Origin of the sequence: Vibrio sp. DW001 (assembly GCF_029016285.1) — a bacterium.
GTDB lineage: Bacteria > Pseudomonadota > Gammaproteobacteria > Enterobacterales > Vibrionaceae > Vibrio.
Genome location: NZ_CP091975.1, coordinates 1749905 through 1764320, shown reverse-complemented (window position 1 = coordinate 1764320; position 14416 = coordinate 1749905). Strand labels below are relative to the sequence as shown.

The following is a 14416-nucleotide window of genomic DNA, read 5'->3' as shown; positions in this document are numbered from 1 at the left end:
TTAACTTTCACCACACACCGTTAATTCAGACAACCTTTTAGATGACTTTATATCTCTTTAAAAATCATAAACAATCGAGCATCAAATTCTAACTGGTGGTAATTAGGATCCATATGGCAACATAAAGCATAAAACGCCTTATTGTGTTCTTTCTCTTTTAAATGAGCCAACTCATGGACCACCAACATTCTTAACAACGGCTCTGGCGCGTCTTTAAAGACACTTGCAATTCGGATCTCATTCTTTGATTTTAACTTGCCACCGTGTGCTCTAGAAATAAACGTATGCAGCCCCAATGCGTTGTTAATAAGATGAATCTTACCGTCATAAACTACTTTACTGATCGGTGAGCTCTTCTTCAAATATTGGTTCTTAATTGCAATAGCATAATCAAACAGTGCTTTCTCACTCTTTATTTGGTGGTTCTCAGGATAGCGTTGGGTAAACCACGCGGAAAATTGACCACTGGAGACAAGCTGTTCGATCTGCCCAACAATATGTTCTGGGTAACCTCGAATGTAGCGAAGAGAAGGATTCATGATAGAAATTCAGATAATAAAAGCGTTATTATACGTCACTCCCAAGAAACATACTCTATCCACCTACTATTTACAGCAGGAATCATCATGAAAAGAGTCGTCTTATACGTAAACGACAAATGTCCTCACTGCAAGGACGCACAAAAACACCTTGATTCAAAAGGAATTAAGTACCGATTAACCAACGCCAAAATGCAGCGAGGTCGCAAAGAACTTGAGGCCATGGGCGCGCGTTCTGTACCAGTACTCAAAATTGGTGATCAGGTTATGATTGGTTGGAATGCTAAAAACTTTGATAGTATTTATAGCTCCAAGAATTAAATTCTCGTTCCAACAACTGAATTATCCCAACAGAAATTGCGCTATAACGCATCGAGTTCAGCCTGTCGTTTTTGAGTTAATGACGATTTCACAAGTAAATAGGAATCGTCGATTAACCCTTTCAGCATCCCTTCATTTTCACTGTGGCCTAACTCTACCGACACCCAATGTTTTTTATTCATATGGTAGCCAAGAGTAATAGATTCGTTCTGTTCTGAAAGAAATAAGACATTATCCGGTATCGCCTTCAAGTTGACAAAATATTTGCCATTTCGATAACCAATCAAAGCAAACATTTTTTCCTTTACTTTAAACACGAGGGTTTCAGGCCCGAAAGGATAACTCTGTTCGGAACCAGATAACGATAATAAATAAGCAGTCCATCGTTCAACATGATCCATATTGGTATCTCACTCTTATATTGGGCGCTTTTAGAATAGACGTAATAATAACCTACCCCATAACAGGTTCAAGTATAGTTAATTAATCGTATTGAAAATGCCATCTGGTCACCGTCTAAGAAATAAAATAAAATGTGTTATTATCCGCTCAACTTATCTTACATGGACGCGAAAAATGCAACTAACTAAATTAACTCAGCCTATCTACGATCATATCTACCGTGACATTAACGAGTTTCGCGCGACATTCGATCTTCCTGTTAATGACAGAGCATCCATGAACGATACACTGGACACTTTACACTCCTCATTAATTATTGAAGAGTTAACGGAATTAGCCGAAGCAGACAGCAAAATTGAACAAGCTGATGCTATTGTCGACAGTGTCTACGTTTTAATGGGCCGTTTGGTGCACCTTGGGGACACTCAAGTTGGAGATAACCTAGCAATAAGCTATTTCATTGACGTACTTCTTAACGCTGCAGCTAACCTCAAAATAGATTTTATACCGTGTTGGAATGAAGTCCATTCAAGCAACATGAGCAAGGTTTGCAAAGACCACGCAGAATACTTAGAAACAGAAACGTTTTATGCTAATCAAGGTATTGCATTGATGCCAGTAGAGAAAGGACATTACGTTATTGCTAAATGTGCCGAAGATTTTGTTTCAGATGCAAAAACCATCAGAAAAGGGAAGGTATTAAAATCGGTTAACTATCGTCCAGCGGATCTTGCTCCATTACTTTAAGCCTAATCGTTCTATTTCAGGTTAAAAAATGCGCCTTCTGCAATACCCGCAGAAGGCGCTAATGCCTAACAAAAGTAGAACGAGAATGTATCAATATTAATAATGCTAATAGCATGCCAACAAACTGGCCATCTTAACTGATTGTTTTTATTAGAATTTATTTTAACCGTTTATTTTTTTACGTAGACATTCGCACTATAACGGTGCTGACTGCCTTAAAATCGATCGTAGTTTCTATGTTAGGTAGAATAATTATTTATACAAATCAACCAACTAGGTTAGAATTTAGCAATAGTTTAAAGATAGCAAACAAAAACGCCGACATTCATCGTCGGCGTTGTTAATTCAATTTAAAAAATATCTAATCATAAACTAACTGATCGTCTTGAAACCATGTTTCTACCGGGCTCACCATCAAAGCGGCTCTTTGACCGAGCGCGACATGTTTGTTTGGAAACACGATGGCCTCTTGATCTACTTTTGCAAACAACAGCTTTTCGCCGTCATGACCAAGCACCTGACCATGCTCAAACTGAGTAAAGTTTTCTACGTCGTCACTGAAGTTGAAATCAAAGTCTTCAGTCAATCGCTTTATCGTCTGAGTCACTCTATACGTCACTACTGGTGTGGCTTCTATCTCGTCCATCTGGTCAGATAAAAGCCCTCGTAAGGCCTTATCAAAGCTAGAAATTGAACTAAGGTCATTTTGACCCAATGGAGCAACCTTACCCAACTCTAAAGTCAAAGCTTGAGCTGAAAACTGCTCTGCACTGAACCAACTAAAGGTGGTAGCGGGTGCATTAGAGAGCAAAATTGACTCAATTTTAGCCTTTTCAATAAACTGAATGAGTTCACGGCTACGACTTTTTGCTTTCGCAACTTTAGGGCTTACGGCAAATGTGTAGTGCTTAGACCCACGTATCGCACAGTGTAAATCTAGATGCCAACGTTGATGCTCTTCAGTGCCATTAAAAAATTGCGTTAGCGTCTTTTTTAACTCTTCAGCTATCTTGGTCTCGACCGTTTCAGGACGTTCCTTTCCATCAAAAAGTCTATTTAAGTTTTCATCTATATAACGACAATGTTGATTGGTCGCTTCTGGGTGACCATATAAGAACAAGCACCTGTGCCTAACCGTCACTTTTTGCTCGATGATATCGTTAACCAATGCATCAAGTAACTCCATCGGTGCTGTCTCATCTCCATGAATACCAGCCGAGAGCACAATCGCTTTTGTATCGTTTGTCGCTTGATAAGGAATAACTTCGACAACACCACGTTTTAGCAGACGTATTGTTGTGCCAGCAGGGAGTTGAACCTGTTGTTCTAACACTTCGTTATCTAGATTTAAGCTGTCATATAAAAATGATTGACGAAACAGCGTTTGTGCCATGAGTAACTCCTTCAATACATCAGGTCTTGTTCTATCTGGTTCTATTAATATTAATCGCTAAAGTCTACTTAGTTACTTTCAAGTCATTTACTTGTGAGTACTGACCATTCTCATTAACTCTAGCTATTGGATCATCAAGCCTATCAGAGTAACTTTCTCGACTTTATGAATCAATCTCTAATAATTAAATTTCATATTTTCGAGACATACCTCAATGACTTAAGCAATTTAAACCGTAACACCAGCGCTTTCAAAGCTCGCCATATTATTATAAAACTCAGCAGCTGCGAGCAAAATAGGAAGCGCTAGTGCCGCCCCTGTTCCCTCACCTAATCTGAGCCTCAAATCCAGTAGCGGTTGTACATTCAATTCTGACAGTACGATTTGATGCCCTTGCTCTTCAGATTTGTGAGCAAAGATCATCCACTCTTTACATTCAGGATTAAGTTGAATGGCGGCATAAGCTGCAATACTCACTATAAAGCCGTCGACTAGCACTGGAACATTCTGCTTCGCCGCTTCTAGAAAGCCACCGACCATCTGTACAATCTCGTATCCACCAACCTCAGATAGTATCTCTTTCGTCGAGTGGCCATTGCAGCGCACAACCCCTTTTTTTACTAACGCTATTTTGGCCTTAAGTTGATCTTCATTAATGCCCGTTCCTGTCCCCACACATGTGTGAACATCTTTACCTGAAATAGCACTTAATATAGCGGAAGCGCTGCTGGTGTTTCCAATGCCCATCTCGCCAAACATGAGCAAATTAGACCCCTTTGCAATAACGTTGTTCACTATACTGGCGCCAAAATCTAGGCCCTTATTCACGGTATCAAGTTCCATCGCCTTTTGGTTTGAAAAGTTCTTCGTACGCTGACCCAACCTTTGTAATATCAGTTGATCCGATTCCGAATCAATTGGGCATAGTATGCCGCAATCGACCACTTGAAACGCTATATTGTTAACACGGCAGAAGCAGTTAATCGCCGCTCCACCACTCAAAAAATTCATAACCATCTGCGCCGTTACTTCACTGGGAGCAATGCTCACGTTTTCATCGGCAATACCATGGTCCCCTGCAAAAACAAGCATAGTTGGTTTGTTTATTCTTATGTCGGTTACTGCTTCTTCTCTGCCTTGGCTTTGAATTAGAGCGAGCTGCAAAGCGACATCTTCGACCAACCCTAATGAACCTAACGGTTTGGTCTTTTGATCGATACGGTTTTGGATAACAGTAGCAAATTTTTTGTTAAGCATAATCTCTTCTTTTTCTTAGCTTGGGTAAGTGTTAGCTCGGTCTGACAACGGAAATTATTTTATCCAACGAAACAAATTCACTTCCACCGAGTCGAGACAGTGGGTCAATTTTTAATGCGTCTATTTTGAGGCGTTCGTCAACCTGACTAATCACTGAGTCATCGATATATATTTTTTCAACTTCAGCGAACAATAACGACTGAGGAGTATCTCCGATATCCTGAACCTGATACAAGGAACAGCCAAAAGCAATAGGGCAAGACATCACTCTCGGCAAACTGAATCCCGAGAATTCCGTAAGCTCGATCTGGTTTAGGTCAACCTCCGAGTCCCCGTACTCTAGACTCGCAGACGTTTGTGTTATGGCTTCTTGCGAACCTACGCTTGAGATATGAATAACAAGCTTACCCGTTTCGAGAACATTGCGCGTAGTGTCTTTAATTTCACCTGTCGGCTTTTTACCAATAGAGATCATGAGTAAAGGTGGTTGACTGGAAACAGCCGTAAAAAAAGAGAATGGGGCAAGATTGAACGATCTATTTTCTGATTCTGTCAACACCCATGCAATCGGTCTAGGCACGACAGTTTGAGTCATTAAATGGTAAATTTGAGTGGGAGAGATGGTACTCAAATCAATATTCATAGCAGCTCCTTGTTAGTACTAACTGGGGTAGACAGCGCAACAGGCAAATCGAATTCTAAAAAAAGAGTGTAGCTTCTGGCACACTCTCATGCACTAAACATTACTTATTTTTCTCTCATCGAGTTGATAACGCCTCATCGCTATCAAATTGACTAATAGTTTAAATAAGTTATTGTTAGTTCAGGCAGAAATACTATCCATGAGCACAAAATATTACAGAGGTTATTGATGGACAGTTTTGGCGACGGAGCACATGCCATTATCGCAGGGGCATCAGGATTAATTGGTTCGCAGTTATTAGAGCAATTGTTAACCCTACCTTCAATACCAAAAGTCACCGCTTTGGTTAGAAAACCGCTATCGATACAACATGACAAACTCACTCAAGTTCAACATCCAAATTTAGCGATGACGCAATGGAATGAGCAGTCTCCCTCGCCCGATTTTGGTTTTATATGTCTTGGCACTACGATAAAACAAGCAGGGAGTAAACATGCCCTTGCTCAGATAGACGTTGAATTGGTTACTCAGGTTGCACAAACCATGAAACTGCTGGGTGTAAAAAGAATCGCAGTTGTCTCAAGTTATGGCGCTAACGCTCAATCACTTTCTAACTACCTAAAATGCAAAGGCAGAATGGAACAAAACCTCCTGAAGCTTGACTTCGAACGCTTGGTGTTTGTTCGTCCAGGTCCGTTAAAGGGAACCCGAGACAATCCAAGGGCGGATGAGCAAGTCTTACAGAAAGTACTGTGGGCTCTTCGCCCGTTCCTTCTCGGTCCATTAGTAAACTTTAAGCCTATACGAGCCAGCACGGTTGCCAAAGCAATGATATTTTCATTGGTTAAACCAACACATCACCCATCGGACAATTACTGCACACTAAATTCAAAAGAAATTCATACGATGTTGATGGAATACCAAGTACCAAGTTGACCGTTTGATAGAAAAGAGCAAATAAACCAAAAATTACTGTTCAAAATGAAATATAATCGCCGCCAGTAAAGGATATAAGCGGTTAATTAGAGTCTATGACAAATTATAAAAACAACGAACAGCCTACATTTTTCTGGTTCGACTATGAAACCTGGGGGATAAGCCCGTCAAAAGATAGGCCTAGTCAGTTTGCTGGCGTTCGTACCGACATGGATTTCAATATTATTGGCGAACCTCTTGTTATCTATTGTCAACCACCTGTTGATTATCTACCTTCACCAGAAGCCGCACTTATCACTCGCATCACACCACAGAAAGCCGTCCAACAAGGTTTGCCTGAACCAGAATTTATTCGACGTATCCACGACGCTCTCTCAACCCCAAACACCACCAATTTGGGTTATAATAGTATTCGATTCGATGATGAGGTCACACGTTACACACTATACCGTAATTTTTTTGACCCATACGCATGGAGTTGGAAGAATGGCAATTCCCGTTGGGACCTTCTAGATGTAATGAGAACTTGTTACGCACTTCGCCCCGAAGGAATAAGTTGGCCTGTCGATAGTGAAGGTTTGCCAAGTTTCAAGTTAGAAAAGCTGTCTATCGAAAACGGCATCGAGCACGAGAATGCTCACGATGCGATGGCAGATGTCATCGCTACAATAGAACTTGCCAAAAAGCTAAAAGCAGCCCAGCCAAAATTATTTGATTACCTTTTTGACATGCGCCACAAACGAAAGCTAAATGAATTAGTTGATATCATCAACTTGACTCCTCTAGTCCATGTATCCGGGATGTTCGGTGTTGGTTGCTCAAATACCAGTTGGGTTGTACCAATGGCATGGCATCCAAAAAATCAGAATGCTGTCATTATGGTTAACCTTGCCATGGATCCAACGCCACTTTTGGAGTTGAGTTCAGATCAAATACGTGAACGTATGTACACTAAACGATCAGACCTTGAAGTCGGGCAACAGCCTATCCCTTTAAAGTTGGTGCACTTAAACAAATGTCCAATTTTGGCCCCTGCCAAAACGCTCACAGTTGAGAACGCAGAACGAATCGGTATAAACAGAGAAGAGTGCCTCCAAAACCTTGCTAGACTAAAGCAGCATCCAGAAATTCGCGAAAAACTGATAGATTTATACTCGATAGATAGAGAGTATGCGGACAACGACAATGTAGACAACCAGCTTTATGACGGTTTCTTCACGCCTTCAGATAGAGCAACAATGGATATTATCCGGGAAGCCAAACCAGAAAATTTGGCCGTGCTAGATATACAATTTGGCGATAAACGTATTGCACCGCTTCTGTTTAAATACAGAGCACGCAATTATGTAGAGACGTTGAGTGATGAAGAACAACAGCGATGGACTCGCCACTGTCGAGACTATTTTGAATCATCACTTCCGGATTACATGCTCAATTTGGAAAACCTCGCTCACGAACATGAAAGCGATGAGAATAAACTCGCTATCTTAAAGTCCGTGTATAAATATGTTGAACAACTCGTCTCATAAAAATGATACTAACAATACTTAAATACATTGTTTCACTTGCGTTAATCTTATTGGCGCTAGCCATAGGCACTGCGATTCAGCATTGGCTAGCGATCTCTATACCCGGAAGCATTATTGGCATGCTATTGCTCTTTACCGGAATGGTTTCAGGGCTGATCCCTGCGGAATGGGTAAAACCGAGCGCTAATGTTTTTATCCGATATATGATTTTGCTCTTCATTCCTATCAGCGCTGGGTTAATCGATCACTATCAACTATTAATGGATAACGCATTTCCGATAATCGCCAGCGCGGTAGGTGGCACTGCTATAATGACCGTTTTTCTTGCGCTGATGCTTGAAAAAATCTTGGTGGTTAAGAAATGATCTGGATTGCACTCACTTTCGCCGTATTCTTAGTCGCTCGATTTATTAGTAAGAAGCTTAACCATCCCTTAGCGAACCCCTTATTAATAAGCTTACTGATCATTATTCCCGTTTTGGTTATGTTAGGGATGCCATATGAGGAATATAAACAGCACAACATAATAGTCACCTACCTACTGCAACCCGCCGTAGTTGCCCTCGCCTACCCGTTATATGAACAATTTCCAGAAATCAGAAGAAATTGGAAAATCATATTTCTCGCTTGTGGAATTGGTAGTGCCTTATCGATGATAACCTCGGCAACCATCGCGGTTTTACTTGGTACTAATATGACTTTGGTCGCAAGTATAATGGGTAAATCTGTTACGACACCCATCGCGATGGAAGTCTCCAGTCACCTAGGTGGGGAGCCCGCAATCGCGGCAATATTGGTATTAATAGTTGGCGTATTTGGTTCGATATTTGCGTACCCGATTTACAGCGTATTGGGGGTTAGTCACCCTATTGCAAAAGGACTAACCATGGGGACAGTTTCCCATGCGTTAGGAACCGCAACTTGCATTGAAAAAGATCAACGAGATGCTGCTTTCAGTTCACTCGCACTGGTACTTTGTGGTGTGATTACTTCTATTCTCGCTCCCATTGTCTACATTTATATAGAATGGCTAAATATTTTAATCAATAAATAGATGAGAGCGTGACGGTTCATTTATACTCGCTAGACTTAATGCATAGCAAACACCGCTTGTGTTCAGATAGTAAATAGATGAGAGCTCGTGACGGTTCATTTATACTCGCTAGACTTAATGCATAGCAAACACCGCTTGTGTTCAGATAGTAAATAGATGAGAGCTCGTGACGGTTCATTTATACTCGCTAGACTTAATGCATAGCAAACACCGCTTGTGTTCAGATAGTAAATAGATGAGAGCTCGTGACGGTTCATTTATACTCGCTAGACTTAATGCATAGCAAACACCGCTTGTGTTCAGATAGTAAATAGATGAGAGCTCGTGACGGTTCATTTATACTCGCTAGACTTAATGCATAGCAAACACCGCTTGTGTTCAGATAGTAAATAGATGAGAGCTCGTGACGGTTCATTTATACTCGCTAGACTTAATGCATAGCAAACACCGCTTGTGTTCAGATAGTAAATAGATGAGAGCTCGTGACGGTTCATTTATACTCGCTAGACTTAATGCATAGCAAACACCGCTTGTGTTCAGATAGTAAATAGATGAGAGCTCGTGACGGTTCATTTATACTCGCTAGACTTAATGCATAGCAAACACCGCTTGTGTTCAGATAGTAAATAGATGAGAGCTCGTGACGGTTCATTTATACTCGCTAGACTTAATGCATAGCAAACACCGCTTGTGTTCAGATAGTAAATAGATGAGAATGCGCGGTTCATTTTGCCATTGTTTTAGCGTGCATCTTTTTTCATGCTTTCTCCGCTATCTGATTTCCGATTAATTACTGAGAACCGACATATTATGAGTTTTACCTCTTTAGGCTTATCTGCACCTATTCTTAAAGCAATTGAAGAACAAGGTTACGACACTCCTTCCCCAATTCAAGAGCAGGCGATTCCTGCAGTATTAGCGGGAAAAGATGTGATGGCTGCGGCTCAAACAGGTACTGGTAAAACCGCAGGATTTACCCTACCTATTTTAGAAAGGTTAAGTGGAGGCCCACGAGTAAAAGGCAACCACGTCAGAACATTGATTCTTACGCCAACGCGAGAATTAGCGGCACAGGTTAACGAAAGTGTCGTCAAATACAGTAAACATCTCCCGCTTAGCTCAATGGTCGTATTTGGTGGCGTAAAAATAAATCCACAAATGCAGTCTCTTAGAAAAGGCAGCGACGTGCTCGTTGCCACACCCGGTCGTTTACTCGATTTATATAATCAAAACGCAGTCAAGTTTACTCAAATTGAAGTGCTGGTTCTCGATGAAGCAGACCGAATGTTGGACATGGGTTTTTTCAGAGATATCAAAAAAATCCTAGATTTGCTGCCTAAAAAGCGTCAAAACCTTCTTTTTTCCGCCACATTTTCTACCGAAATAAGGGCGTTAGCCAAAGGCTTAGTGAATAACCCAGTAGAGGTATCAGTCAGTCCTGAAAACTCAGCAGCACCATCCGTCGAGCAGTTTGTCTACCCCGTGGACAAATCTAAAAAGTCGGCGCTACTAGTAAAGTTAATCAAAGAAAATGATTGGCAGCAGGTGCTTATTTTTAGTCGCACTAAACACGGTGCCAACCGACTTTCTATGTACCTAGAGAAGCAAGGGATTAAATCAGCACCAATTCATGGCAATAAGAGTCAGGGAGCCAGAACCAAGGCGTTAGCAGGATTTAAATCTGGTCAAGTTAGAGCGTTAGTCGCCACTGACATCGCCGCCCGTGGTATTGATATTCCCCAGCTTCCTCAAGTCGTCAATTTTGATTTACCGAATGTTTCTGAAGATTATGTCCATCGGATTGGTCGTACAGGTCGAGCTGGCGAGGTTGGTAAAGCCATTTCACTGGTAACCGCAGAAGAAGCAATCGACCTTTTTGGTATTGAAAAATTAATTAAAAGTATTATTCCACGTATTGATGTTGAAGGCTTCATACCCGTCGATGCTCTTCCAGAATCGAATCTAAATAAAAAACACATTAAACCTAAAAAACCACGAACTCCGAAGCAAAACCACGCAGATGGACAACGTTCAGGCGACAACGCTCGTGGTAACAAACCTGCGAGTAAAAATAAGCGTCATTTTGGAGCTAAAAGTTCAGACGGTAGTGGCAGCAACTCTACTTCAAATACGGCAAATAAAGCCCCTTCAAAACGTAGAAGACCAGTGAAGCCAGTATAGAGTCAATAGAGGCAAAAAAAGGATGGGTAACTCCATCCTTTTTCAATTCATATAAGCTAATTTTAGACCCGACTTTATATTCGCACGGCGACTCAATAAAGCATTTAGACAACAAACTACCCTCACCTGGTCATCTAATATAATCCCAATAATTTTGGAATAAACATCCGCTTTTCTTTCAAACATTGCTTTGGTAAAGCCTCACTGCTCACTCATCGCTTCTCGTCCCATTTGAATGGATTTTCTAACAAATTGATTACCCATTGCCTGCTTAAACTATGTGACCTCACTCTATTTATGAAACATCCGAACACATTGCAGTTAAAAACGTGATCCGCGCCACTGCAATAAGGTTAATGTTGGTTAAAATATTCCACATCAACAAATTAAGGATTAACTATGAACTCTCGATTAGACGCAGCGCTAAACGATACACCTAAGTCAATAGCTGATTATTTAAGAAGTCTATTTAACTCAGAAAAATTCGATGCCACCATTTCTGCGCAACAATTTGAAGAACTCTTGGTACTTTCTGGATTAAGTGACGACGAGCTTCGAATTTGCTTACTTCCATTTGCAGCCGCTTACTCATACGCTCCTATTTCAGAGTTTTATGTTGGTTCTATCGTTCGTGGATTATCAGGAAGACTCTACTTCGGCGCAAACATGGAATTTATCGGTGCGCAGATGAGTCAAACCGTACACGCTGAACAGTGTGGTATAAGCCATGCTTGGATGAAAGGCGAAACTGGAATCATAGATATTACCGTTAACTATAGTCCATGTGGTCACTGCCGACAGTTCATGAACGAGTTAACTACAGCGAACGAACTAAAAGTACAACTACCTGAACGTGACGAAATGTCGCTTCAGCAGTATCTACCGGATTCATTTGGGCCTGCTGATCTAGATATAGAGGCTCGTTTAATGGACGGTAAAATAAAATCTTATCAGACCCATGAAAGCGATCCTTTAGTGTTAAAGGCTGTTGAGGCACTCAATTACAGTCATGCACCATATTCAGAGAATCATAGTGGCGTTGCTCTAAAGTTAGCTGACGGTTCTGTTTATTTAGGTTCCTATGCAGAGAATGCAGCGTTCAACCCTAGTCTTCCTCCTCTCCAAGTTGCGCTCGCTCAAATTCTTATGGCAGATAAGTCATTCGAACAAATTGATACTGCGGCTCTGGCGGAGTTGTCAGCAGGTAAAATAAGTAACCTTGACGGGACTCAGTCAACCTTAGATGCCCTAAACCCCGACATTACGTTCACTTATATCTCACTATAGACCTTATTAATGCCCTAACATATTTAGGGCATTTTTTTACTTATTTTTCCAAAGCAAACGATTGCGGTTTTTTGAAGATCCAGTATGATTCGCTCAATTTAATTGATAATGAAGGATATACGAATGCTGGGTACTGCTACTCGCGCTGGTGCGACTCGAGTTTTATTATTAGGTTCAGGTGAATTAGGCAAAGAAGTGGCGATAGAATGCCACCGACTTGGCTTAGAAGTTATCGCTTGTGACAGATATAAAGACGCCCCGGCTATGCAAGTAGCACATCGTAGTCATGTGTTCGATATGCTCGATGGTAACGCGCTAAGCGCCGTCATCGCGTTAGAAAAACCAGATTATGTTGTACCAGAGATAGAAGCCATCGCAACAGATACTCTGGTTGAACTCGAAACAAAGGGGCTTAACGTTGTCCCTACAGCAAATGCAACCAAACTAACGATGAACCGTGAAGGTATTCGTCGCTTAGCCTCTGAAGATTTATCCATTCTAACCTCGCCGTACAAATTCGCCGATTCACTAGATGGTTTTAAGCTCGCAGTAGAGGAAGTTGGCCTACCCTGCGTAGTGAAGCCAGTAATGAGCTCTTCTGGTAAAGGTCAAAGCGTTATTAAAAGTGAAGACGATGTTCTACAGGCATGGGCATATGCGCAAGACGGTGGCAGAACTGGCGCTGGGCGCGTTATCGTCGAAGGCTTCGTTGACTTCGATTATGAAATCACGCTCCTTACCATAAGAGCCGTTGATGGAGTACATTTTTGTCAGCCAGTTGGCCATCGACAGGAAGATGGCGATTACAGAGAGTCATGGCAACCACAAGCAATGTCAGAGGTCGCGTTAAAAGCGGCTGAATACATCTCAGAGCAGGTTGTCGATGCACTAGGTGGATATGGTCTATTTGGTGTCGAACTGTTTGTAAAGGGGGATAAGGTTATTTTTAATGAAGTATCCCCTCGCCCGCATGATACCGGTATGGTCACCATGATTTCACAAGAACTCTCAGAATTTGCGCTACATGTTCGGGCTTTCATTGGAATGCCCATTAATAAGATCATTCAACATGGTCCATCCGCTTCTGCTGTTATTCTGGGAGAAGGGACTTCCGATAACATTCGATATGAAGGGCTATGCGATGCGTTAGCGACACCAAAGACGCAGGTAAGGCTATTTGGTAAACCGAATATTAATGGCCGACGTAGACTTGGTGTCGCCTTAACTCAACGTGAGACATTAGAACAAGCCATTGATGACGCTAAAGAGGCGGCGGCAAAAGTGAAAGTAATCTATTAACGCGCGGGCATAACGATATTCAATAAGGGCTTTAACACCCCTTATTGAAACCTATTTCTTTATCCATCATCTTCAATCAGCCAAACCAACTCTGCAAATCGACTCAAGCCCTTTTTCGATATCTTAGGGTGGCTATCATCTGCGTCATCTCTATTGAGAATAGTTAGTTTGTATTCGCTAAACAGCCGTCTTATTTCCGCCTCATCGACACTAAATGGTGGCCCTGACATCTCAGATTGAACATAATCGAGTGTCACTAATAATAGCCGCCCGCCGTTATTGAGCAGTGATTTTAGCCTGTTTACGTACTCTTCTCTCATGTCTTCAGGAAGCGCAACTAATGCAGCTCGATCATATATAATATCGACATTACTTACCGACGCCGTAAAAACATCGCCGACATAAATTGATAGCTCGTCAAATTGATAGAGCTCATGTGCGGAGTCGAGCCTTACAACGGTTGGCGTATAAAAATGTTCAGCAAAAAATGAACGTACTGCAATATCACTAATTTCAATACCTTGCACTGCATCATGTTTAGCGGCAAGCCAGATAAGGTCTTCACTCTTACCACATAATGGAACCAACACGTTATCCGAAGCGCGAGGATTGGTTCTATCCCAATATTGAATGAGTAAAGGGTTTACATCTTCCAAATGAAAACCAATTTGATTTGATACCCATTTCTTGTGCCAAAATTCACTATCTTTCATGATGTCTAAATATAAATAAGAATAAGTCGCAGTAATGTCGCTAAATCACTATCAAATTGCAAGAAAAAGAAGGCGGCTAATTAGGTGACACCTTTCACACCAATTGTAAATTTAT

Annotated in this window: 15 protein-coding genes; 9 read left to right on the top strand and 6 right to left on the bottom strand. The window is 41.4% G+C overall.

What is annotated here, in order from left to right; genetic code table 11:
- Nucleotides 1-47: 47 nt before the first annotated feature.
- Nucleotides 48-539, bottom strand: a complete 492-nt coding sequence (locus L3V77_RS08190) for a M48 family metallopeptidase (protein ID WP_275136560.1) — start codon at nt 537-539, stop codon at nt 48-50.
- A gap of 87 nt (nt 540-626) precedes the next feature.
- Here L3V77_RS08190 and L3V77_RS08185 point away from each other — a divergent pair, with 87 nt between their 5' ends.
- A complete protein-coding gene (locus L3V77_RS08185) occupies nt 627-860 on the top strand; it encodes a glutaredoxin family protein (RefSeq protein WP_195703209.1) in 234 nt (77 codons plus the stop codon).
- 41 nt (nt 861-901) lie between these two features.
- Here L3V77_RS08185 and L3V77_RS08180 read toward each other — a convergent pair whose 3' ends face one another.
- A complete protein-coding gene (locus L3V77_RS08180) occupies nt 902-1261 on the bottom strand; it encodes an MmcQ/YjbR family DNA-binding protein (RefSeq protein WP_275136559.1) in 360 nt (119 codons plus the stop codon).
- 175 nt (nt 1262-1436) lie between these two features.
- Between L3V77_RS08180 and L3V77_RS08175 the strand changes: the two genes are divergently transcribed.
- Nucleotides 1437-2009, top strand: a complete 573-nt coding sequence (locus L3V77_RS08175) for a nucleoside triphosphate pyrophosphohydrolase family protein (protein WP_275136558.1) — start codon at nt 1437-1439, stop codon at nt 2007-2009.
- A 361-nt stretch (nt 2010-2370) separates the two neighbouring features.
- Here the strand turns inward: L3V77_RS08175 and astE are convergent, their stop codons facing one another.
- The 3 genes from astE to L3V77_RS08160 all read right to left on the bottom strand — a co-directional run bounded on the left by astE (nt 2371) and on the right by L3V77_RS08160 (nt 5302).
- A complete protein-coding gene (astE, locus tag L3V77_RS08170; RefSeq protein ID WP_275136557.1) occupies nt 2371-3402 on the bottom strand; it encodes a succinylglutamate desuccinylase in 1032 nt (343 codons plus the stop codon).
- Between the two features lie 228 nt (nt 3403-3630).
- Nucleotides 3631-4659, bottom strand: a complete 1029-nt coding sequence (cobT, locus tag L3V77_RS08165) for a nicotinate-nucleotide--dimethylbenzimidazole phosphoribosyltransferase (RefSeq protein WP_275136556.1) — start codon at nt 4657-4659, stop codon at nt 3631-3633.
- 31 nt (nt 4660-4690) lie between these two features.
- Entirely contained in the window at nt 4691-5302 is a 612-nt protein-coding gene (locus L3V77_RS08160) for a flavin reductase family protein (protein ID WP_275136555.1), read from the bottom strand.
- Between the two features lie 228 nt (nt 5303-5530).
- Here L3V77_RS08160 and L3V77_RS08155 point away from each other — a divergent pair, with 228 nt between their 5' ends.
- The 7 genes from L3V77_RS08155 (at nt 5531) to purT (ending at nt 13588) form a co-directional block, all read left to right on the top strand.
- A complete protein-coding gene (locus tag L3V77_RS08155; protein WP_275136554.1) occupies nt 5531-6238 on the top strand; it encodes an NAD(P)H-binding protein in 708 nt (235 codons plus the stop codon).
- Nucleotides 6239-6333: 95 nt separating this feature from the next.
- Nucleotides 6334-7767 carry an exodeoxyribonuclease I gene (sbcB, locus tag L3V77_RS08150; protein WP_275136553.1) on the top strand — a complete coding sequence of 478 codons (1434 nt, stop codon included), beginning with the start codon at nt 6334-6336 and terminating at the stop codon, nt 7765-7767.
- A gap of 2 nt (nt 7768-7769) precedes the next feature.
- Nucleotides 7770-8132: a CidA/LrgA family protein gene (locus L3V77_RS08145; protein WP_275136552.1), complete on the top strand. Its 363-nt coding sequence runs from the start codon at nt 7770-7772 to the stop codon at nt 8130-8132.
- Entirely contained in the window at nt 8132-8821 is a 690-nt protein-coding gene (locus L3V77_RS08140) for an LrgB family protein (RefSeq protein ID WP_275136724.1), read from the top strand. The genes L3V77_RS08145 and L3V77_RS08140 overlap by 1 nt, the downstream gene beginning before the upstream one ends.
- An 810-nt stretch (nt 8822-9631) precedes the next feature.
- Nucleotides 9632-11002, top strand: a complete 1371-nt coding sequence (locus L3V77_RS08135) for a DEAD/DEAH box helicase (RefSeq protein WP_275136551.1) — start codon at nt 9632-9634, stop codon at nt 11000-11002.
- A 399-nt stretch (nt 11003-11401) separates the two neighbouring features.
- On the top strand, nt 11402-12289 hold the full coding sequence (cdd, locus tag L3V77_RS08130) for a cytidine deaminase (RefSeq protein ID WP_275136550.1): 888 nt from the start codon (nt 11402-11404) through the stop codon (nt 12287-12289).
- A 123-nt stretch (nt 12290-12412) separates the two neighbouring features.
- A complete protein-coding gene (gene purT, locus L3V77_RS08125; RefSeq protein ID WP_275136549.1) occupies nt 12413-13588 on the top strand; it encodes a formate-dependent phosphoribosylglycinamide formyltransferase in 1176 nt (391 codons plus the stop codon).
- Nucleotides 13589-13647: 59 nt separating this feature from the next.
- Here purT and L3V77_RS08120 read toward each other — a convergent pair whose 3' ends face one another.
- A complete protein-coding gene (locus L3V77_RS08120; protein WP_275136548.1) occupies nt 13648-14301 on the bottom strand; it encodes a thiopurine S-methyltransferase in 654 nt (217 codons plus the stop codon).
- Nucleotides 14302-14416: the final 115 nt, after the last annotated feature.